General features: G+C 50.5%; 20 protein-coding genes and 1 pseudogene. 8 read left to right on the top strand and 13 right to left on the bottom strand.

Annotated elements, in window-relative coordinates; all coding sequences use genetic code 11:
* Positions 1–20: 20 nt before the first annotated feature.
* Positions 21–815 carry a hydroxyethylthiazole kinase gene (gene thiM, locus BMX14_RS14195; protein WP_092677871.1) on the top strand — a complete coding sequence of 265 codons (795 nt, stop codon included), beginning with the start codon at positions 21–23 and terminating at the stop codon, positions 813–815.
* Complete coding sequence (thiD, locus tag BMX14_RS14190; RefSeq protein WP_092677870.1) at positions 812–1,627, top strand: bifunctional hydroxymethylpyrimidine kinase/phosphomethylpyrimidine kinase; 816 nt, start codon at positions 812–814, stop codon at positions 1,625–1,627. The genes thiM and thiD overlap by 4 nt, the downstream gene beginning before the upstream one ends.
* Here thiD and yegS read toward each other — a convergent pair.
* The 4 genes and pseudogenes from yegS to BMX14_RS14170 all read right to left on the bottom strand — a co-directional run bounded on the left by yegS (position 1,619) and on the right by BMX14_RS14170 (position 6,054).
* Positions 1,619–2,509 carry a lipid kinase YegS gene (gene yegS, locus BMX14_RS14185; protein WP_092677868.1) on the bottom strand — a complete coding sequence of 297 codons (891 nt, stop codon included), beginning with the start codon at positions 2,507–2,509 and terminating at the stop codon, positions 1,619–1,621. The two genes, thiD and yegS, sit on opposite strands and share 9 nt — an antisense overlap.
* 33 nt (positions 2,510–2,542) lie before the next feature.
* Positions 2,543–3,907, bottom strand: a complete 1,365-nt coding sequence (gene trhP, locus BMX14_RS14180; protein ID WP_092677866.1) for a prephenate-dependent tRNA uridine(34) hydroxylase TrhP — start codon at positions 3,905–3,907, stop codon at positions 2,543–2,545.
* A 108-nt stretch (positions 3,908–4,015) separates the two neighbouring features.
* Positions 4,016–5,368: pseudogene (yegD, locus tag BMX14_RS14175) on the bottom strand (molecular chaperone).
* A 65-nt stretch (positions 5,369–5,433) separates the two neighbouring features.
* On the bottom strand, positions 5,434–6,054 hold the full coding sequence (locus BMX14_RS14170; RefSeq protein WP_092677864.1) for a phosphatase PAP2 family protein: 621 nt from the start codon (positions 6,052–6,054) through the stop codon (positions 5,434–5,436).
* Between the two features lie 224 nt (positions 6,055–6,278).
* Between BMX14_RS14170 and udk the strand changes: the two genes are divergently transcribed.
* The 6 genes from udk to gndA all read left to right on the top strand — a co-directional run bounded on the left by udk (position 6,279) and on the right by gndA (position 12,972).
* Positions 6,279–6,920, top strand: a complete 642-nt coding sequence (gene udk / locus BMX14_RS14165) for a uridine kinase (protein WP_092677862.1) — start codon at positions 6,279–6,281, stop codon at positions 6,918–6,920.
* Positions 6,921–6,952: 32 nt separating this feature from the next.
* Positions 6,953–7,534, top strand: coding sequence for a dCTP deaminase (gene dcd, locus BMX14_RS14160; RefSeq protein ID WP_092677860.1), 582 nt, complete (start codon positions 6,953–6,955; stop codon positions 7,532–7,534).
* Between the two features lie 21 nt (positions 7,535–7,555).
* A complete protein-coding gene (gene asmA / locus BMX14_RS14155) occupies positions 7,556–9,376 on the top strand; it encodes an outer membrane assembly protein AsmA (RefSeq protein WP_092677859.1) in 1,821 nt (606 codons plus the stop codon).
* A 91-nt stretch (positions 9,377–9,467) separates the two neighbouring features.
* On the top strand, positions 9,468–10,370 hold the full coding sequence (galF, locus tag BMX14_RS14150; protein WP_092677857.1) for a UTP--glucose-1-phosphate uridylyltransferase GalF: 903 nt from the start codon (positions 9,468–9,470) through the stop codon (positions 10,368–10,370).
* 16 nt (positions 10,371–10,386) lie between these two features.
* Positions 10,387–11,403: a UDP-glucose 4-epimerase GalE gene (galE, locus tag BMX14_RS14145; RefSeq protein ID WP_092677855.1), complete on the top strand. Its 1,017-nt coding sequence runs from the start codon at positions 10,387–10,389 to the stop codon at positions 11,401–11,403.
* 162 nt (positions 11,404–11,565) lie between these two features.
* Positions 11,566–12,972, top strand: a complete 1,407-nt coding sequence (gene gndA / locus BMX14_RS14140) for an NADP-dependent phosphogluconate dehydrogenase (RefSeq protein WP_092677853.1) — start codon at positions 11,566–11,568, stop codon at positions 12,970–12,972.
* 52 nt (positions 12,973–13,024) lie between these two features.
* Here gndA and BMX14_RS14135 read toward each other — a convergent pair whose 3' ends face one another.
* From BMX14_RS14135 to hisD, 9 genes are all read right to left on the bottom strand, one after another.
* Positions 13,025–13,717 carry an ABC transporter ATP-binding protein gene (locus BMX14_RS14135; RefSeq protein ID WP_092677851.1) on the bottom strand — a complete coding sequence of 231 codons (693 nt, stop codon included), beginning with the start codon at positions 13,715–13,717 and terminating at the stop codon, positions 13,025–13,027.
* Between the two features lie 3 nt (positions 13,718–13,720).
* A complete protein-coding gene (locus BMX14_RS14130; RefSeq protein WP_092677849.1) occupies positions 13,721–14,503 on the bottom strand; it encodes an ABC transporter permease in 783 nt (260 codons plus the stop codon).
* 138 nt (positions 14,504–14,641) lie between these two features.
* Entirely contained in the window at positions 14,642–15,256 is a 615-nt protein-coding gene (gene hisIE, locus BMX14_RS14125; RefSeq protein WP_092677848.1) for a bifunctional phosphoribosyl-AMP cyclohydrolase/phosphoribosyl-ATP diphosphatase HisIE, read from the bottom strand.
* On the bottom strand, positions 15,250–16,026 hold the full coding sequence (hisF, locus tag BMX14_RS14120; protein ID WP_092677846.1) for an imidazole glycerol phosphate synthase subunit HisF: 777 nt from the start codon (positions 16,024–16,026) through the stop codon (positions 15,250–15,252). Before hisF ends, hisIE begins: the two co-directional genes overlap by 7 nt.
* Positions 16,008–16,745, bottom strand: coding sequence for a 1-(5-phosphoribosyl)-5-[(5-phosphoribosylamino)methylideneamino]imidazole-4-carboxamide isomerase (gene hisA, locus BMX14_RS14115; RefSeq protein ID WP_092677845.1), 738 nt, complete (start codon positions 16,743–16,745; stop codon positions 16,008–16,010). Before hisA ends, hisF begins: the two co-directional genes overlap by 19 nt.
* On the bottom strand, positions 16,742–17,335 hold the full coding sequence (gene hisH / locus BMX14_RS14110) for an imidazole glycerol phosphate synthase subunit HisH (protein WP_092677843.1): 594 nt from the start codon (positions 17,333–17,335) through the stop codon (positions 16,742–16,744). Before hisH ends, hisA begins: the two co-directional genes overlap by 4 nt.
* Entirely contained in the window at positions 17,335–18,402 is a 1,068-nt protein-coding gene (gene hisB, locus BMX14_RS14105; protein WP_092677841.1) for a bifunctional histidinol-phosphatase/imidazoleglycerol-phosphate dehydratase HisB, read from the bottom strand. The genes hisH and hisB overlap by 1 nt, the downstream gene beginning before the upstream one ends.
* Positions 18,399–19,481 carry a histidinol-phosphate transaminase gene (hisC, locus tag BMX14_RS14100; RefSeq protein ID WP_092677840.1) on the bottom strand — a complete coding sequence of 361 codons (1,083 nt, stop codon included), beginning with the start codon at positions 19,479–19,481 and terminating at the stop codon, positions 18,399–18,401. Before hisC ends, hisB begins: the two co-directional genes overlap by 4 nt.
* A complete protein-coding gene (gene hisD / locus BMX14_RS14095; RefSeq protein ID WP_092677838.1) occupies positions 19,478–20,785 on the bottom strand; it encodes a histidinol dehydrogenase in 1,308 nt (435 codons plus the stop codon). The genes hisC and hisD overlap by 4 nt, the downstream gene beginning before the upstream one ends.
* Positions 20,786–20,787: the final 2 nt, after the last annotated feature.

The following is a 20,787-nucleotide window of genomic DNA, read 5'->3' as shown; positions in this document are numbered from 1 at the left end:
TACCGCCGGAGGGAGACAATATGCCCACAGATACCACTATACTTGAGCTTGATGCACCGATTGCCCTACAGGCCATCGCTCAGCTCGCCGAGCACTCGCCACTTATTCACTGCATCACTAACACCGTTGTACAGAATTTTACCGCCAATCTGCTGCTTGCGGCCGGGGCGATTCCGGCAATGATTATCGACCCGAGTGAATGCCAGGAGTTCGCGCAGGTCGCCGATGGGCTATTACTGAATGTCGGTACCCTCCACCGCGAACATTGTCCCACCTATTATCATGCTGCGGAAAATGCTAATCGCTATGCTAAGCCGTGGGTGCTGGATCCGGTGGCAGTGGGGGGCTTAACCTTACGTACTGAATTCTGCCGTAAGTTGCTTTCGCTCAATCCGAGTGTGATCCGCGGCAACGCGTCGGAAATCAGCGTGTTGGCAGGTGGAGGGGCTAGCGGTCGGGGGCCGGAAACGCAGCTCAGTACTGATCAGGCGCTCGACGCGGCGCGACAACTGGCGACCACGATAGAGGGCATCGTGGTGGTCACGGGAGAAGTCGACCTTGTTACTGACGGCCATCGAACGCTTAAGGTTTTGGGAGGCTCAGTGCTCGCGACGCGGGTGACGGGGGCCGGCTGTACATTGTCGGCACTGTGTGCGGCTTTCGCCTCGTTAGAGGGCGATCGGCTTACCAACGTTGCCAGTGCATGCTGGATGATGTCACGCGCGGCAGAATTTGCTGCGCGACAGGCCGCGGGTCCAGGAACGTTCGCGCTGCATTTACTCGATGGTTTTGCACAGCTGAGGGAGGCGCAATGAGTCCCTACAATATTTTAACCATTGCCGGTACCGACCCCTCAGGGGGGGCGGGCATTCACGCCGATTTAAAAACCTTCAGTGCGTTGGGGGGCTACGGAGCGAGTGTGATCACTGCCTTGGTTGCTCAGAATACCTGCGGTGTGCAAGGCATTTTTCCTGTTTCTGCCGAGTTTGTCGGCCAGCAATTAAACTCGGTACTGAGTGATCTCGAGATTGCCAGTGTGAAAATAGGGATGCTACATCATCAAGGGATTATCGAGCGGGTGGCCGCAGGCTTAAAGTACTCGACGATCCCTTGGCGAGTCTTGGATACGGTGATGCTGGCAAAAAGTGGCGACCCGTTGTTGGAGCCAGAGGCTATACGCTGCCTGCGTGAGGTACTGATCCCTAACGTGTCAATCATCACCCCAAATATTCCGGAAGCTGCCGCGTTACTGGGTTGCCGCCCAGCCGAGAACGAGCAACAGATGCGTGAGCAGGGTGAAAAATTACTAACGTTAGGCTGTGAGGCGGTGCTGATGAAAGGGGGGCACCTGCAGACGTCAGAGAGCCCTGACTGGTTGATCACAACGACCGCTGAGCAGCGTTTTAGTCAGCCGAGAATCGCTACGCATAATACACATGGGACAGGCTGCACTTTATCGGCGGCGTTGGCGGCCCTACGACCTCATTTTCCTGATTGGGTGCAGACGACTCATCAGGCGAAGCAATGGTTACAAGGGGCGATTGCCCATGCCGACGAGTTAAATGTTGGACAAGGCCATGGTCCCGTCCATCACTTTTATCAACAGTGGCCGGTTAGCCTACCCTAATAGTGCACAGACACTGGGTAGACGAAAACGGATCGCTTCGCCTAACACTTTAAAGTGGAAGTGTGTGCCGCTCTGCGGTTCGCCATCTAAGTTAAAGGTCATGGTGTGTTCGCTGGTGAGGGTAAATTCACTGGCCCTTTGGTTGATGATATTGGGATTCTCATCATCACGGGTCAGTGCGTGTAGCAAGGAAGGGAAAAGCTCTTGAGCCGTGATGAGGGTTAAGGCCAGTTGCTGGTCGTTGATCAAGGCGGTTGGGCAAAGACGTTGGCCACCCCCCGCAATACGGCCATTACCCACCGCGATGACTAAGGCATCGCCTTGCCATTGCCATTGTTCGCTGGCGATAGTGCAGCGGTCGGGTTTTAAGCGATCCATTCGTAACAGTCCATGCAGGAAATAGGATGCACCGCCAAGAGCCGACTTCAATTTTTCTGGCGTCTCGGTGGTGATCCGCGTACCAAAACCGCCGGTCGCCATATTGATAAAGTAGTGTTGCTGATTGACACAAGCAAGATCGATGGGCTGGGCGGTTGCGGTTAGGGCTAAGCGCAATGCTGCCTCTGGCTCCTGCGGCAGGCCGACACTGGTGGCAAAGTCATTGGCAGTCCCCAAAGGTAATACCGCCAAGGGGGGGCGTTGCGCGGTCGGGAATTGCATTAAGCTATTCACTGCCTCGTTCAGACTGCCGTCGCCGCCGCCGATGATCAGGGTTGAACACTCAGCATCGATGGCCTCAGTAATAAAACGATGGCAGTCGCCGAATTCCCAGGTCACTCTGACTTCTAGGCTGATCCCTTCTTCGCGCAGTTGTGTGACAACGTCACGGATAGTCGGGTCACTGGCTTTTTTGCCATGTAAAATCAGAAATGCTGGAGCCATGCTCTTTACCTTCACTTAATCAAATTGGCTCCTTTATACCATACCTTGGCGCGGATTGGTGCGATGGGGCGCTTGGGTGGTCTGCCCATTTTCTAAATGACGAATGAGTAAGGCGTAGCGAAGCTCAGTGTTGGGAGGCATGGGGATCCACACACGGTAACCATCACCGGGCGCAACGGTGAGGGGTTGATGCCTTTTATCGCGAAGGGTATCCAGAATAAATGAGAAATTGCCGGAGGGGGTCATCACTTCTAAGTGGTCACCACACTGGAACTTATTTTTAACAATCACCTCGGCAAATCCCTGCTCTTCGGCTTGACTAAATTCCCCCACAAACTGCTGTCGGTCTGAAACAGAGTAGCCTTGCTGGGTGTTTTGATAGCTATCGTGGGTATGACGACGTAAGAAACCCTCGGTATAACCGCGGTGGGCTAACCCTTCCAATGTCGTGAGTAACGATGGGTCGAAAGGTTTACCGGCTAGCGCATCGTCAATGGCTTTACGATAGACTTGCGCGGTGCGGGCACAGTAGTAAAAAGACTTAGTACGACCTTCAATCTTTAACGAGTGGATCCCTAATTCGACCAATCGCGGCACATGCTCGACAGCCCGTAAATCTTTTGAATTCATGATATAGGTACCATGCTCGTCTTCGGTGGCACTCATGGGTTCATCGGGGCGCATTTTATCGGTCAAGAGCAGGGCTTGCGGAGTGGTGGGTCCTAAGCCAAGCGTAGGGGCGGGGGTATAGCTTTCCACCATATTGCCGACATCGTCTTCCTGAGCGGGGCTGATCTTGTAGTCCCAACGACAGGCATTGGTGCAGGTTCCTTGATTGGGGTCGCGTTTATTGAGATAGCCTGATAGGAGGCAACGGCCGGAATAGGCCATACAAAGTGCGCCATGAACGAACACTTCGAGTTCCATCTCGGGGACTTGCTGACGGATCTCGGTAATCTCTTCTAATGATAGTTCCCGTGACAGGATGACTCGACTAATGCCTTGTGTTTGCCAAAACTTAACGGTTGCCCAATTCACGGCATTGGCTTGTACTGACAGATGGAGGGGGACGGTAGGAAAGTGTTCACGTACCAACATGATAAGCCCAGGATCAGACATAATCAGCGCATCGGGTTGCAGGGCCACGACGGGTGTCAGGTCGCGGATAAAGGTCTTGAGCTTAGCGTTATGCGGGGCAATGTTACTGACAACATAGAATTTTTTGCCTAACTGGTGGGCCTCCAGGATCCCTAAGGCGAGATTCTCGAGGGTAAACTCATTGTTTCTGACGCGCAGACTATAGCGCGGTTGTCCCGCATAAACGGCATCTGCGCCATACGCAAAGGCATAGCGCATATTTTTTAACGAGCCAGCAGGAGAGAGTAATTCTGTTGTCATGGTCAACCCCATACTTCAGCAGAGTTAATGGTAACCCTGTCAAAAGTAGGGGATTCTACGACCCGTCCGTTGGCCCAACAACCACTAACCTTGGTTGACTTGATCTGACTACGTAAAAAGCGTGTTTGCCCAGCGCGTTAAGCCTAAGGTCACCGATCCAAAATCGTCCCCTTGGACAATCTTTGTATCAGGAAGAAGCTGTTCTAGGGCTTGACGCAGCAGAGGGGAGCGCGCGCTCCCCCCGGTTAGGTAAATCACTTCGGGTTGGACGGTGGCTTGCTGCATCACCTCAGTGACTTGCTGTAGCATTTTCTGTAACGGTGAGTCGATCGCTTCACGTAATGTTTGCGCAGAAAGACGGAGATCCAATGCCGTATCGAGATAACTTAAATCACAGCAGGTCTTTGACGATACGGATAGGTCGATTTTCGCTTGCTCGGCACTTCGCAACAGTTGGTAACTTTGCTTTTCTCGCCATAAGGTCAGTAATCGGGTGACTAACTCGGGCTGTTGTGCATCCTTGACCATTTGCTGGAGCTGTTGACCGCCACGGGCACTGTAAAAATCGCCTTGTGCCATCACATCGTTGATGGCGATAGCATTCCACCATGGCAACATAGGTAAGGCTTTGCCGGAACGAGAAGGGCTGCCTGCGCCTAATAACGGCATCAGTTGTTTATAGGCCAGCATAATATCCAGATCGTTACCTCCTACCCGACAGCCGCTGTGTGCCAGTAAGCTTTCACTTCGCTCCGCTTTATGCCGCCACTCAGGCCCCATCAGTAGCAGTGAGCAGTCGGTGGTTCCCCCCCCAATATCCACGACCAGCACCCGCGTTTCGCGGGTGAGTTGTGATTCATACTCAAGTCCTGCCGCCACGGGTTCAAACTGAAATTCGACATCACGGAATCCAGCCCGCAGTGCCGCGCGGCGTAAAATGCCGACCGCTTGCAGGTTAGCCTCTTCACCGCCTGTGCCTTGGAAGTTAACGGGGCGTCCAATCACAGCTTGATCAATCGGCGTTTGGGTATGCAGCTCGGCTTGCTGACGGATATGCAACATCATGGCGCAAACAACGTCATCGAAAAACGCGATTTGCTGAGATTTAAGTCCCTTAGCCCCAAGAAATGATTTCGGAGATTTAACAAACCAAACGTCTTGCGGGTCGGCCATATAGTGGTTCAAGGCAGATAAGCCAAATTGCACACTTTGCGCCGACACGGGCAGATCTTCCTCGCGATTCGCTCGCAAGGCGTGTTGTTACAGCGCGGTCTCTTCGGCGCTGTGATAACTGACGCCATGATGACGAAATAACCATTCACTGACGACTGAACGAATGGGGGCACTCATCATTGAGGGGAGTAATTTCTCTGACCCCGCAATCGGCAGTTGTTGGAACTGACCTTCACGTTCGACGGCCACCGAACAGTTTGCTGTACCATAATCGAAACCAATTACCATGCTGCACCCCCTTAATAAAAGGGGCGCACTTTAACGGGTTACGACATAAAGTCAATCGCTAACGCTTATCGACCCAAAGAGAGTAGTTGTTGTCGGGTGTGAGGGTGTACCATTCCGGCGAGCTTTGCCGCAAGTGTGCCGAGGAAATGTTGGGTGGTAGCAGGCTTACCCTGTGATACGAGAAATAGGGGTAGCGCGATAATTAGCAGGAGTTCGGTAAAGGTAATCGGCTTAAATGCCACTTTTCGTTGCATTGCCAGAAAGAATAGGCTGCAACAGCATCCTAATAAAAAGCCACATATGACTTCGCTCGGGGAGTGGGCATGCAGTACGAGTCGAGAATAAGCAATAGTCAGGGCGAAGAGATAACCGGCGGCCACCCAAAGAAATGGACGTTTAAACGAAAATCCCCGTGCAATGAACCATAAAAAGATCGGCCAAAACGTCGTCGACATCGTGGTATGGCCGCTAAACCCCGTAAAGTTATAGCGCACACTACCAATTAAAAATCCCAAAAATAAGACTTTAGAAACACTGACTACCAACCCCGCCGTCCCAAAACTGACCAACCAGAAGAACACTGGCGCGAGTCGCGACGTGTTATAGAACAGGGCAAAAGCCAAGACAACAGCACTCGGTAACAGCAGCATGCTATCGCCAAAATAGGTCAACATTTGCCAGTGCATAAATCCTCTAAGGTTGACAGGGATTGGCTGCCAGTCAGCCAATTGAGCGCGCTAGTGTATCCAACCGCCACCAAAAAAACAGTGTTAAACTCTTAAAAGCATGTCCTTTTCGCTAGCATCACTGCGGTGAAACCCTTATAATCGCCGGCGCTTATCCTCCCATTTTGCTAGAGTGCTTGCGGGACAACGCGGGTATTTCGGCTTCAGTTTCAGGTTGTAAAATAATGACTGACCAGTCTCATCAATGTGTGATTATCGGAATTGCGGGCGCGTCCGCATCTGGAAAAAGTTTAATTGCCAGTACGCTGTATCGTGAAATTCGTGACCAAGTGGGCGATGAACATATCGGTGTCATCCCAGAAGATTGTTATTATCGCGATCAGAGCCATCTCACGATGGAAGAGCGTATCAAGACCAATTATGACCACCCTAATGCGATGGACCACGATTTACTCTTGAATCAGCTGCAAGCCATTAAATCAGGTCAGTCGATCGAACTCCCGATGTATAGCTATTCTGAACACACCCGCATGGCAAAAACCCAAACCTTAGAACCCAAAAAAGTGATTATCCTCGAAGGGATTTTATTGTTGACCGATGCCCGCCTACGCAACGAATTAAATTTCTCCATTTTTGTCGATACTCCCTTAGATATCTGCTTAATGCGTCGGATGAAACGCGACGTCAACGAACGCGGACGCTCGATGGACTCGGTGATGAGCCAGTACCAAAAAACCGTCCGTCCAATGTTCTTGCAGTTTATCGAGCCGTCCAAACAATACGCGGACATCATCGTGCCGCGCGGTGGAAAAAATCGTATTGCGATCGATATTTTAAAAGCTAAGATTAATCAATTCTTTGAGTAAGTTTTTTTGCGATATTTTATTAGGGAATCACTATGAGATTATGCGACCGAGACATTGAGGCATGGATGGATGAAGGGAAACTTTGCATCGACCCGCGCCCGCCTGTTGAGCGGATTAATGGTGCCACGGTCGACGTACGATTAGGAAATGGCTTTCGTACTTTCCGCGGTCATACGGCGGCATATATCGATTTAAGTGGACCTAAGGATGAAGTGACTGCCTCATTAGAACGTGTGATGAGCGAAGAAATTGTGTTGAAGGATGATGAAGCGTTCTTCTTGCATCCGGGTGAACTCGCGTTGGCCGTAACCTATGAATCAGTAACCTTACCTAATGATTTGGTAGGATGGCTAGATGGTCGTTCATCCTTAGCCCGCCTAGGATTGATGGTTCATGTCACCGCACATCGAATCGATCCCGGTTGGAAGGGGCGAATTGTGTTAGAATTCTTTAACTCGGGTAAACTGCCTCTGGCGCTACGTCCAGGGATGTTAATCGGAGCATTGAGTTTCGAACCTTTATCCGGTCCTGCTGCGCGGCCTTATAATAGCCGACAAGATGCAAAATACCGTGATCAACAAAGTGCGGTCGCTAGCCGAATCGATAAAGATTAATTTCGCTTAAAGGGAGATGGCATGAGAAAGCTGATAACCACCTTCGCCATTCTCATTGCGGTACTGGTCGCAGGGATGTCTGCATTAGTCCTGTTGGTGAATCCAAATGATTTTAAACATTATATGGTGCAACAGGTTAAAAAGCGCAGTGGTTATCAACTGACGCTTAAAGGCGATCTGCGTTGGCACGTGTGGCCAAGACTGAGCATTTTAAGCGGGCCTATTGCTCTTACCGCGCCGGGGGCTTCACAGCCTGCGGTGACGGCCGACAATATGCGCTTAGATGTTGAGCTGCTTCCTTTGATCTCTCATCAGCTACACATTAGTAAAGTCTTAGTTATGCATGCGGTCATTCAGGCGACGCCGGATGCGGCAGCCAAAACTGCCCAAGCGGGACCGATCGCACCGGATGATAATAACGGATTTTCTCCCTCTTTAGGCAACTGGTCCTTAGACATTGCGAACGTGTCGGTGGCGAACAGTTTACTTATCTGGCAAGACCCGCAAGGCGAGCAACTCAATTTTCGCGATGTAAATTTCAGCTTACATCAAGATGCCTCGCGAGTCGGTCAATATCGCTTAAGCACCGCATTGACTCGAAATCAGCAGACCTTTTCTATCGATTTCGAAGGACAGATGGATGCCCGTCATTACCCACATAAATTGGCCTTCACGGTCGATCGCGGGAGTTATCAGTTACAAGGTGTTTCATTACCTGAAGAGGGTGTGAAGGGGGAAACAACCTTTATCGCACAATGGTCACCGCTGAGCAACGCTTTTGACCTGACCAACTTTAGCCTGCACGCCAATGATAGTAATTTTAGTGGGGAAGCGAGCGGCGTATTAGCGCCAGCCTTACAACTTAAACTAAAGTTGCATTCACAGAATGCTAATTTCGACCAGTTGTTGCTATCCAGTGAGCCACAAGTCTCTCAGCAACTCTCTGCTCAGACAAACACCTCAGAAAATACCCCTGAGAAAACTCGCGCGCGGACTCCGGTGGTGGTGGTAAAAAATAATCGTGGCTTTATCGACTGGCTGAATAGAAGCGAAATTTCCAGCCAACTCACGGCTAATCAAGCAATGTGGCACGGCGTGACAGTCGAGGGATTAGTACTGGATGCGCATAATGCCATGGGCATGATGAGTCTTAAAACGCTCTCCGGTAAGGTGGACAACGGTCAATTCGCGATTCAGGGTAAGGTCGATTTTCGACAAAACTTAGCTACCGTGGACCTGCATACCGATTTACAGCGTATCCCGCTGCAAGTGGTTCAGCAATTATTGCAGATACCGCTGGTATTGCGCGGGGATATCTCGTTGCAAGGCGACTTTACGGGGCAGGGATTACGCGGTAAGGAGATCATCACCCAGTGGCAAGGTCGCTCAACGATAGATCTTATTGGGTTAGATATCCCTCAGATGAACGTTCAACAAATGGTTATCGATGCGGTAACGCGCGCCAGTAATCGCGTTAACTCTGACCCTACTCTGCACCCAGTGATCCCTGATATGCGGGGTAACTTTACTTTAACGAATGGCACGCTGCAGCTGACTCGCTTAGAAGGCCAGAATGCACAAGTCTCATTAAATGCGCTAGGCGATATCAATTTCGCCCAGCGACAGCTTGATATCACCTTCAACCTGCTAACCCGCGGGTGGAAAGGTGACCCCGGCATGATTGCCCTTCTGGCCAATCAACCTATTCCGTTACGTTTTTACGGTCCTTGGAATAACTTGCAGTATTCACTATCGGTCGATAGGTTATTGAAAAATAATCTTAAGAATCGATTACAACAGTGGCTTAAAGATAACGATAAGACTAAACACCCCTCATCATGATAATGCAGGGAGAGTTTCAGACTCTCCCTATGCTTTGAAGGGTTAGGCTCATCGATACTATCGTACACGCACCCCAACCAGTGGATGAGAGATGAAAAATTTGAAAGCGGTTATTCCTGTTGCCGGTCTCGGTATGCATATGTTGCCAGCGACCAAAGCGATTCCAAAAGAGATGTTACCTATCGTTGATAAGCCGATGATTCAGTACATCATCGACGAGTGTGTCACCGCGGGTATCAAAGAGATTATCTTAGTCACGCATGCCTCTAAAAATGCGGTAGAAAACCATTTCGATACGACCTACGAACTTGAGGCACTCCTCGAACAGCGAGTAAAACGTCAGCTTCTTAGCGAAGTTAAAAATATCTGTCCTCCAGGTGTAACCATAATGAATGTGCGTCAACCCCAGCCGTTGGGCTTGGGTAATGCGATTCTCTGCGCGAAGCCAATTGTCGGCGATAACCCTTTTGTAGTGGTACTGCCCGATGTCATTCTGGATAACCAGAGTGCCGATCCACTGCGCTATAATCTGGCGGCGATGCTATCGCGTTTTGCAGAAACTGGGCATTCACAAGTGCTGTGTCAGACTCTCCCTCGTGAAGAACTTGCAGAATATTCAGTTATCACTACAGAACAACCGTTAGTTGCCCCAGGTGACACTTGCCGCATTGTCGATTTCATCGAAAAGCCCTCCGATGTTGAAAATTTACCGGAAACCGCACAACTCGCGGCAGTTGGCCGTTATGTGCTGTCTGAAAAAATCTGGGCGTATCTAGAAGATACTCAGCCAGGCGCTTGGGGCCGTATTCAATTGACCGATGCGATTGCTTCACTTAATCAATCCGAAGCCGTTGAAGCCAGTGAGCTTCATGGCATTAGCTATAACTGCGGCCGTAAGCTGGGCTATATGCAAGCCTTTGTAGCCTACGGTTTACGCAATGCACAATCTGGGCAGGCTTTTAGAGATTCTATTAAAAAACTTATTAATTCTTAATGTAGGCTAAATAATCATGGCAATTTTAGTGACAGGTGGGGCGGGGTATATTGGCTCGCATACCGTCTTAGCACTGCTCCAACGGGGTGATGACGTCGTTGTTCTGGATAATTTATGCAATGCTTCGCAAGAAGCGCTGGCACGTGTTGCTAAGTTGACCGGACGTCAGGCGGCATTTGTCGAGGGTGATATTCGCGACAGAGCCTGCTTACAGTCACTGTTCGCTCAGTACAGCATCACAGATGTGATCCACTTCGCCGCATTAAAAGCGGTGGGCGAATCGACTAGAATGCCGCTGGAATACTATGAAAATAATGTTTCCGGTACCTTGATATTGCTAGAAGAGATGCGCCGCGCGGGGATCTGGAACTTTATCTTTAGCTCCTCGGCGACCGTCTACGGGGCAGATGCGCCAGTGCCTTATGTCGAAACGACGGCGATTGGTGGAACCACCAGCCCTTATGGCACGTCGAAGCTAATGATTGAATTGGTATTGCAAGACTTTGCCAAAGCCGAGCCGCAATTCAATACGATCGCTTTACGTTATTTCAACCCAGTGGGTGCGCATGAGTCGGGCGAGATCGGCGAAGACCCATCAGGGATCCCCAACAATTTACTGCCCTATATTGCTCAAGTAGCGATCGGTAAGTTGCCGCAGCTGGGCGTATTTGGTGGTGATTACCCGACGCCAGACGGTACCTGTCAACGTGATTACATTCATGTGATGGACCTTGCGGAAGGCCATTTAAAAGCCTTGGACCACCTACAACAGACACAAGGCTATCGTGCTTATAATCTTGGAGCAGGCAAAGGCTACTCGGTATTAGAGATGATCCGTGCGTTTGAGCAGGCTTCAGGCTGTACCATCCCGTTTGAAATTAAGCCTCGCCGTGCGGGTGACCTTGCCGCATTTTGGGCTGATCCTGCCTTGGCGGCGAAAGAATTAAAGTGGAGCGTCTCACGGGGTGTTGACGAAATGATGGTCGATACTTGGCGTTGGCAGCAAAAAAATCCTCATGGATACCGTCAATAAGTGTAATTAATAAGCATCTGACCGGCGAGGACTTGATCAAACGTGCGTTAAGCATGGATTTCCCGGTCAGGTTTTTATATAACTTATAGGACAAGGTACGTGCTAACAAACCTAGAACATAATGTTCACATAGGTAAGCTTTCTACCAGACAGGAGAATGTAATGTCTAAGCAGCAAATTGGTGTTGTCGGAATGGCAGTAATGGGCCGTAATCTCGCGCTAAATATTGAAAGCCGTGGCTATACTGTCTCAATCTTCAACCGTTCACGTGAAAAAACGGATGAAGTGATTGCAGAAAACCCAGGTAAAAAACTCGCGCCATTCTACAGCGTTGAGGAATTTGTCGAGTCTTTAGAAAAACCTCGCCGTATCCTGTTAATGGTACAAGCGGGTGAAGCGACGGATAAGACGATTGCCTCGCTCACGCCACACCTTGATAAAGGCGATATCCTGATCGACGGTGGTAACACCTTCTATAAAGATACTATTCGCCGTAATAAAGAGCTGTCCGATCAAGGCTTCAACTTTATCGGTACCGGTGTTTCCGGCGGTGAAGAAGGTGCATTAAAAGGCCCTTCAATCATGCCTGGCGGTCAAAAAGAAGCTTACGAGTTAGTGGCACCGATTTTCGATAAAATCGCTGCGCGTGCTGAAGGCGAAGCCTGTGTGACCTATATTGGTCCAGACGGTGCGGGTCACTATGTCAAAATGGTTCACAATGGTATCGAATACGGTGATATGCAGCTGATTGCTGAAGCCTACTCTGTACTGAAAGGATCTTTAGGTCTCTCTAATGAAGAATTAGCGAAGACCTTTAGTGAATGGAACCAAGGCGAGCTGAGCAGCTACCTAATTGATATCACCAAAGATATTTTCACTAAGAAAGATGATACCGGTAACTACTTGGTTGACGTCATTCTTGATGAAGCCGCAAACAAAGGTACGGGTAAGTGGACCAGCCAAAGCTCACTCGACCTTGGTGAGCCATTATCACTGATCACTGAGTCAGTATTCGCACGTTACCTTTCCTCGCTTAAATCACAGCGTATTGCTGCCTCTAAAGTCCTGACTGGACCAAAAGTGGCTGCCTTCAACGGTGATAAAGCAGAATTTATCGAGAAAGTCCGTCGTGCTCTGTACCTAGGTAAAATTGTCTCTTACGCACAAGGTTTCTCTCAACTTCGTGCAGCGTCAGACCAATATAGCTGGGATCTGAACTACGGCGAATTAGCGAAAATCTTCCGTGCGGGTTGTATCATCCGTGCACAATTCCTGCAAAAAATCACTGATGCTTATGCAGAGAACCCAGAAATCGCTAACTTGCTGCTGGCACCGTACTTCAAAAATATCGCGGACGAATATCAACAAGCGTTACGCGATGTAGTGAGCTATGCGGTGCAGAACGGTATCCCAATGCCAACTTTCTCTGCAGCGATTGCTTACTACGATAGCTACCGTTCAGAAGTTCTGCCTGCTAACCTGATCCAGGCTCAACGTGACTACTTTGGTGCGCACACTTATAAGCGTACCGACAAAGAAGGTGTTTTCCACACTGAGTGGTTAGACTAACTCTTAGGTTAAATGTCCTAGCAAGCCAGTGACTGTGTCACTGGCTTTTTTTTTACCCAGCGATCCGTCCATGTACCAAATGAAGTTGGCGATTTGTGACGCGTTCCGCTAGGTGTGCATCGTGGGTGGCGATCACTAAAATTGCAGCTTGCTGGATAAACTGCTGTAAACGTTTCTCCGCCTTATCTTTAAACTGCGCATCTCCCACACTTATCCACTCATCCATAAGCAGTATTTCCGGCGGCTGTGCAGTACAAATGGCGAAGGCTAATCGTAGCACCATGCCACTGGAATAGGTGCGTACCGGTAAGTAGATAAACTCCTCCAATTCACTGAACGCTATCACTTCGTCAATCAGGGAAGGGAGTTGTTGCTTAGGTATCCCCATCAATAAGCTTCTGAGTTTAATATTTTCAATACCGGTCAATTCGGGTTCCATCCCGAGCGTAGCATCCAACAACGAGCTAATCCGGCCGCAGGTCTTAACGTATCCACCACTGGGGCTGTAAACGCCCGCTAACGCACGCAGTAAGGTCGTTTTACCCGAGCCATTATGGCCCAGCAGCGCTAAGCGATCCCCCTCTGCTAACCTAAAGGTAATATCTTCCAATGCGTTAACTGTCATCGTGCCACCGGCTTGGCCCAATCGCCCTCCTGCCAGATTAAGCAGTGAACGCTTAATCGACCGTTGTTGGGCATTATAAATTGGAAATTCAATCTTGAGATGCTGACAATCGATATACATTATTCATATCCAATAAGCGATACGCTTATGCGTGTGGGAGATAAGGGTACTGGCAATTACGGCGGCCAACAGAGCAAACAGAGCAGTTAACCCCCATTCCATCAAGGAAGGATAGTGTCCTAAAGTCGTTCCGCGCAGCAGTTCAATAAAATGTGTAAAAGGGTTGAGTCGCGCAAAATACTGCTGCTCGACCGAGAGTAACGATAACTGCCAAATGATTGGGGTAACAAAGAATAGCAGTGTCATTACACTCGTGATAATCGGTGCGACATCGCGGTAACGGGTGCAGAGAATGGCAGTAATTAATCCGACGCTACTTAAAAAAACGAGGGTAATGAGAAGTGCCGGTATCAGCAAAAGCATGGCCCACGACCAGTTAGGGGGGTAAACAAGCATGACGAAAGGGACTACCGTAAGATTATGTAACAGGATGATGAGCTGCCGCCATGTGACGCGTAAAATATAGAGCGGAAAAGGTAAGGGGATTTGACGAATAAAGTGGGCGGAATCGTTGAATGCAGTGCTGCTTTCATTAATCACTCCCGTGCAGAGTGACCAGAAAATTAATCCCAGACATAGATGAGGCAGAAAATTAGCCAAAGTGAGGTTAAACAGGCTGCCGTAAAGCGGACCCATGGCTAACAGAGTCGTTGCCATACTAATTGTGATCCAAAATGGTCCTAACACGGAACGCCGATAGCGATTGAGCACGTCGTTCCACGCCAAGGTTCGCCATAATGAGAAAAGCGTAAAGCTGCGTTTAATTTCAGAGGTAAGAGAATCCATTCACCGTCTCCAAAGGGGAAAAGGGCGTTAGTATGCAGAGAATTACAGGGGTGTGTGAATAAGATTTTTACTGTTTGGGAATTTATTAGAGGGAATTTTAATAGAAGTGAGTGGCAGCTAGCCGCCCACCTCTAAGATTTATGCTTGATGACGCTGGCGTAAATTGGAAATAATCGCACTCAAATCAAGATCTTGGTCTTGTAGCAGGACAATCAGGTGATAAAGCAGATCTGACGCTTCGTTCGTCAGTTCTTCACGATCGTTGACGGTGGCCGCTAATGCCGTTTCGACCCCTTCTTCCCCCACTTTTTGCGCAATACGCTTAGTGCCGCTGGCATATAAGCTCGCCGTATAGGAACTGCTCGGATCAGCCGCTTTACGGCTGGCCAGCAATTGTTCAAGTTGCCATAGGAACTGCCAATCCGAGGCGGCAGGGGAGAAACAACTTGAGGTGCCAGTATGACAGGTTGGTCCATGAGGTAAGGCTAACACCAGTAAGCTGTCGCGATCACAATCAGCAGTGATTTGCTTAACGGTTAGAAAGTGCCCAGAAGACTCGCCCTTAGTCCATAACCGTTGCTTGCTCCGCGACCAGAAGGTCACGTTGCCACTTTGCTGAGTCGCGGCTAATGCCTCTTGATTCATATAACCGAGCATCAATACTTCACCGGAGACAGCATGTTGGATAATCGCCGGGATCAGATTATCTGTTTTATGCCAATCCAGTGCGGCCATTGCTTCAGACGTTAACATAGACGAACCTCAATCTGATTATCATGTAGGAACTGCTTGAGTTCACCAATATTAATGATTTGCTTGTGGAAGACCGAGGCCGCTAAGGCGCCATCGACGTTCGCTTGAGTAAAGGCGTCGAGGAAGTGCTGCGGGTTCCCTGCGCCACCGGAAGCGATGAGCGGTACATGACAGATCTCGCGGATTGAAGCCAGCTGGGTGAGATCGTAGCCTTGGCGAACGCCGTCTTGATTCATCATATTCAGCACAATTTCGCCAGCACCGCGCTGTTGCACTTCTTTCACCCATTCCGCGGTTTGCCATGAGGTATTGCGCGTCCGCGCCTCATCCCCGGTGAATTGTTTGACGTGATAGGTGCCTGTACTCTCGTCAAACCAAGTATCGATACCGACGACAACACACTGCACACCGAAGCGGTCAGCCAGGCGAGTAATCAATTCGGGATCCGCCAGAGCGGGGGAGTTGATCGAAATTTTATCTGCACCGAAAGAAAGAATTTCAGCAGCCTCTTCGACCGATTTAATACCGCCCGCCACACAGAACGGGATATCGATCACTTCAGCAACCCGCGCGACCCAGCTTTTATCCACGACACGTCCCGCAGAGGAGGCGGTAATATCATAAAAAACCAGCTCATCCGCGCCTTCTGCCGCATAACGCGCAGCAAGCGGCACGATGTCACCGATCACTTCATGGTCGCGAAACTGCACCCCTTTTACCACCTGACCCTCGCGCACATCAAGGCAAGGAATTATCCGTTTTGCCAGCATGAAATTGCCTCCGAGACAGTAAATTTATCTTCTAATAATGCGCGACCGACAATAACGCCTTGCACACCGCTGGTCCGCAGGGCGGCAATATCTTCCAGCGAGCCGATGCCACCTGAAGACTGGAAAGCGATTGCCGGCCAAGTCGCGGTAATTACTTGATACAGCTCGACGTTCGAGCCAGCTAGGGTGCCATCGCGCGAAATATCGGTACACAATACGTGACGTAGGCCGTAGGGCTCGTAATCAGCAATCACCTGCTCTAATGTGACACCAGAGGCTTCTTGCCAGCCGCTAATGGCCACCTCTTTACGCTGATGCTCATCAATGCGGATATCCAAGGCCAATACGATTGCGTCTGGCCCAAATTCCTCGAACCAGGCCTTAACCATTTCAGGCTGGCGGATCGCGGTAGATCCCACCACGACACGGCTAGCCCCGGCTTGTAATAACGCCACAACGTCGTCACGTTGACGAATACCCCCACCGACTTGCACGGGTACCGAGACGCCTGCGAGCAGTTCGGATAATAGGGTAATCTGTCGCGCGGCCGGATCTTTAGCACCGGTCAAATCGACAAGATGCAGCACTTCTGCGCCTTGTTGCTGATAAGATTGCAGACGCGGGAGGGGCTCACGACCATAATCACGTTGCTGGCCATAATCACCCTGATGTAAACGGACGACCGCGCCTTCAATCAGGTCTAACGCTGGGATAATCATGACATCTCCAAAAAGTTTTTCAGCAGCTGAGCGCCCGCAGCGCCAGAGCGCTCTGGGTGGAACTGAACCCCATAAAAATTATCGCGTTGCACGGCAGCGGAGAACGCTTCACCATAGTGACACTGCGCAATAGTGAACGCGTTTACTGGCATCGCGTAGCTGTGTACAAAGTAGAAATAGGCTTCTTTATCGATATCGCGAAATAGCGGGTGACCCGCTTGCGCCGTCACTTGGTTCCAGCCCATGTGCGGGGTTGGCAGTTCACCGGTCTCTAAGGCGCGCACCTCTTCTGGAATTAATCCTAGGGTTTTGATCTCGCCGCGCTCTTTACTGTGACTGCCGAGAATTTGCATCCCTAGGCAAATACCTAACACGGGCTGGGTACAGCGAGTGATAAGCGAAATTAATTCGCGCTCTTCAAGCTGCTGCATCGCCGCACTCGCGGTACCGACGCCGGGCAGTAGCAGCTTATCTGCCGAGAGGACCAGGTGTTTATCGCGGCTGACCGTAGGCTGATAGCCCAAGCGTTGAACGGCCCATTTTACCGATGACAAGTTGGCACAGCCTGTATCAAGGATGACTATGTCCATTACAGCACCCCTTTTGAGCTTGGCAAGGTATTGCCTTCAACGCGTATCGCCTGACGCAGCGTACGACCAAAGGCTTTGAACAGACTCTCTACACGGTGGTGGTCATTTTTACCTTTGGTTTTTAAGTGTAAGGTCGCGGCCATGGTGTAAGAGAGTGAGCGGAAAAAGTGCTCAATCATCTCTGTGCTGAGGTCACCGACGTGCTGATGGGTGAATTCAGCTTTATACTCTAGCCAAGGACGGCCTGAAATATCCAGCGCACAGCGTGCGAGGCATTCGTCCATCGGTAAGGTAAACCCAAAGCGTCCAATACCGCGTTTATCGCCTAAAGCTTTCAGTAGCGCTTCGCCCAAGGCTAAACCGGTATCTTCTACTGTGTGATGATCATCGATATGCAGATCGCCTTTTGCTTGGATGTTCAAGCGGCAGCCACCGTGGGTAGCAATTTGGTCGAGCATATGGTCAAAGAAGCCAATACCGGTCGAAATCTGGTTTTCGCCTTCTCGGTCTAGCCACACTTCCACCGTAATTTGCGTCTCGTGCGTGTTACGCACGACTTTTGCATAACGATCTTTGCGGCACAGACGTTTCGCGATAGTGGGCCAAGTTTCCCCGTCAGCGCCATAGCGGATCCCTTGAATGCCCATATTGTCGGCTAAGGTAATATCGGTTGCCCGATCGCCAATAACGTAACTCTGTGCCTTATCAAGTTTGCCTTCGACCAGCCATTGCTCGACGAGTAGCGTTTTCGGCTTACGACACGCACAGTTATCCGTCGGTAAGTGTGGACAAATTAATACGTCAGAAAATTGAATTCCTTGTGAGGCAAGTATCTGCATCATCAAGGTATGTGGCGGATCGAAATCGGCTTGCGGAAAGCTGTCCGTTCCTAATCCGTCTTGGTTGGTGATCATCACCAACTCATAGCCCGCTTTTTGTAAGTCGAGCAGTGCAGGGATCACACCCGGTTCGAAGGCTAACTTATCAAGACGATCAACTTGAAAATCGAGAGGAGGTTCGCTGATCAGTGTTCCATCGCGGTCGATAAATAAGGTTTTAGTGGTCATTGGCGCGCTCCCTTAGGACCAAATTGTGTCAAGGCTTGATAAAGTGATTCCATTTCTGCTTCAGTCCCAATCGATACACGCAGACATCCACCGAGGAGCGGGTTCTTCGTTTGGTCTCGTAGAATGATCCCCTGATCCCATAACCCTTTAAAAATGGCAGGGGAGTCGTGGAAGCGGATCAGGAAATAGTTCGTGTCACTGAGGAAGGCTTGCTCAACACAAGGTAATTCAGCAAGACGGGGAATAAAGGTATCGCGAATCGCATTAAGTTCCGCAACACGGGCACGCATCGCGCTAAGCCCTTCATCACTCAAGGCTTGGCTGGCGATATCCGCAACCGGTGTTGAAAGGGGGTAGGGCGCGATCACTTTCAACAATGTTTGAATAACCCCAGGTTGCGCCAAGGTAAATCCACAGCGTAGACCCGCTAAGGCAAAGGCTTTGGATAAGGTGCGTAACACCACTAAGTGGGGGAATTGCTGCATCCAACTAACGACAGAGGCTTGTGGACAGAACTCAATGTAGGCTTCATCGACCACCACTAACGCCTTCCCTGCGGTGGCCGTTAAGACTTGGCGAATATCTTCGGCCTTGAGTAAGTGACCGGTTGGATTGTTCGGACTACAGATATAGACAATTTTTACCGAGTCTATTTGCTGAAGGATGGCGGGCACATCGAGTTGCCATGCCTCAGTGAGCCGCTGGGTCTTGGTCTGTACACCATAGGTTTCGGCACTGACGCTATACATACCGTAAGTCGGTGGACAATACAGTACAGTATCTTGCCCCGGTTCGCAGTATGCGCGGATCAGCAGTTCGATCGCTTCATCGGCTCCCCGGCTGACCAGAACGTTGTCTGGGGTCAGCCCAGCATACTGAGCATATCGGCTAATTACCTCGCGAGGTTGGCATTCGGGGTAGCGATTTAAGGTTTGCTGGGTCAGCGAAAAGTTGACCGGCGTTGGGTATTCGTTAGCATTCAGCCAGACGTCACCGCAGCCCCCTAACCGCCGTGCAGATTGGTAAGGCGTCAAGTCTCTAACATTTTTACGGACAAGCTGACTCATCGGGTCACTCATGAAGACTCCTTAAGCGCCTTAACGCGTAGCGTCACTGCATTTTTGTGCGCAGTTAACCGTTCTGCCGCCGCCAATGTTTCGATAGTCTCGGCGAGAGAGAGAAACCCTTGCGGGGTCAATTCTTGCAGTGTCATCCGTTTTTGAAAATCGGCTAACCCTAAGCTGGAATAGGTCGCAGTATAGCCATAGGTCGGCAACACATGGTTGGTGCCTGACGCATAGTCGCCCGCGGACTCCGGTGACCAATCACCGAGGAATACCGATCCAGCACTGCTGATACTGTCGACCCAGTCACGCGGTGATCTGACCTGCAAGATAAGGTGTTCGGGACCATATTGATTGGATATAGCGATACATTCCGCTAAATCTTGGGTAACGATGATCTGGCTGGAGGTTAACGCTTGCGCGGCGGTCTCCGAGCGTGGCAGCTGCGCTAATTGTTGTTCAACCTCTGCGACCACCTGTTCCGCAATCTGTTGGTCAGGCGTCAGTAAAATGACTTGAGAGTCGGGGCCGTGCTCGGCTTGTGAGAGCAGATCGGCTGCCACAAAAGCCGGCGTCGCACCACTGTCGGCGATGACTAATACTTCTGACGGGCCTGCGGGCATATCGATTGCCGCGCCGGATAGGTGCTGGCTCACCTGACGTTTTGCCTCGGTGACCCAGGCGTTACCCGGACCAAAAATCTTATCGACGGAGGTCAGTGTCTCGGTACCAAAGGCCATCGCCGCAATCGCCTGAGCCCCCCCGATCTGATAGATCTCCTCGATACCACAGAGTTTAGCGGCATAGAGGATCTCATCGGCGATAGGGGGCGGCGAACAGAGCACCCGCCGAGCACAACCCGCAATCTTCGCGGGCGTTGCCAACATTAATACGGTCGAAAACAGTGGCGCGCTGCCGCCTGGGATATAAAGACCGACGGCTTGGATAGGGCGCGTCACTTGCTGGCAACGGATGCCCGGTTGCGTTTCGATGTCGACACCGGCCAATTGCTGTGCTTGGTGAAAGGTCTCAATATTATCGCGGGCCACCGCCATGGCTTGCTTAAGCGCTGGACTCACACGCTCACATGCCTGATTTACTTGAGCAGGCGTCACCGCGAACTGTTCTATTTCACAGCGATCAAACTGTTGGCTAAAGCGACGCAGTGCCGCGTCACCTTCTTCACTGACCTGTGCCAAAATCTGTTGTACCGTGTGGCGAATGTTATCGGCAGCCGCCATCGCTGGGCGCTGTAACATTTTTTGCTGCTCGGCGGGCGAAAGGGTCGCCCAAGAGACGATAGGATTAAGCGTGCTCATCG

Source organism: Rosenbergiella nectarea (genome assembly GCF_900111105.1).
In the GTDB taxonomy this organism is placed as follows: Bacteria; Pseudomonadota; Gammaproteobacteria; order Enterobacterales; family Enterobacteriaceae; genus Rosenbergiella; species Rosenbergiella nectarea.
Note: the sequence above shows the minus strand (reverse complement) of the source record. Positions and strands in the feature narration are given on the sequence as shown.

Coding starts and splice junctions, on each gene's coding strand:
- thiM (WP_092677871.1), top strand. CDS start 21: ATGCCCACAGATACCACTATACTTGAGCTTGATGCACCGATTGCCCTA.
- thiD (WP_092677870.1), top strand. CDS start 812: ATGAGTCCCTACAATATTTTAACCATTGCCGGTACCGACCCCTCAGGG.
- yegS (WP_092677868.1), bottom strand. CDS start 2,509: ATGGCTCCAGCATTTCTGATTTTACATGGCAAAAAAGCCAGTGACCCG.
- trhP (WP_092677866.1), bottom strand. CDS start 3,907: ATGACAACAGAATTACTCTCTCCTGCTGGCTCGTTAAAAAATATGCGC.
- BMX14_RS14170 (WP_092677864.1), bottom strand. CDS start 6,054: ATGCACTGGCAAATGTTGACCTATTTTGGCGATAGCATGCTGCTGTTA.
- udk (WP_092677862.1), top strand. CDS start 6,279: ATGACTGACCAGTCTCATCAATGTGTGATTATCGGAATTGCGGGCGCG.
- dcd (WP_092677860.1), top strand. CDS start 6,953: ATGAGATTATGCGACCGAGACATTGAGGCATGGATGGATGAAGGGAAA.
- asmA (WP_092677859.1), top strand. CDS start 7,556: ATGAGAAAGCTGATAACCACCTTCGCCATTCTCATTGCGGTACTGGTC.
- galF (WP_092677857.1), top strand. CDS start 9,468: ATGAAAAATTTGAAAGCGGTTATTCCTGTTGCCGGTCTCGGTATGCAT.
- galE (WP_092677855.1), top strand. CDS start 10,387: ATGGCAATTTTAGTGACAGGTGGGGCGGGGTATATTGGCTCGCATACC.
- gndA (WP_092677853.1), top strand. CDS start 11,566: ATGTCTAAGCAGCAAATTGGTGTTGTCGGAATGGCAGTAATGGGCCGT.
- BMX14_RS14135 (WP_092677851.1), bottom strand. CDS start 13,717: ATGTATATCGATTGTCAGCATCTCAAGATTGAATTTCCAATTTATAAT.
- BMX14_RS14130 (WP_092677849.1), bottom strand. CDS start 14,503: ATGGATTCTCTTACCTCTGAAATTAAACGCAGCTTTACGCTTTTCTCA.
- hisIE (WP_092677848.1), bottom strand. CDS start 15,256: ATGTTAACGTCTGAAGCAATGGCCGCACTGGATTGGCATAAAACAGAT.
- hisF (WP_092677846.1), bottom strand. CDS start 16,026: ATGCTGGCAAAACGGATAATTCCTTGCCTTGATGTGCGCGAGGGTCAG.
- hisA (WP_092677845.1), bottom strand. CDS start 16,745: ATGATTATCCCAGCGTTAGACCTGATTGAAGGCGCGGTCGTCCGTTTA.
- hisH (WP_092677843.1), bottom strand. CDS start 17,335: ATGGACATAGTCATCCTTGATACAGGCTGTGCCAACTTGTCATCGGTA.
- hisB (WP_092677841.1), bottom strand. CDS start 18,402: ATGACCACTAAAACCTTATTTATCGACCGCGATGGAACACTGATCAGC.
- hisC (WP_092677840.1), bottom strand. CDS start 19,481: ATGAGTGACCCGATGAGTCAGCTTGTCCGTAAAAATGTTAGAGACTTG.
- hisD (WP_092677838.1), bottom strand. CDS start 20,785: ATGAGCACGCTTAATCCTATCGTCTCTTGGGCGACCCTTTCGCCCGCC.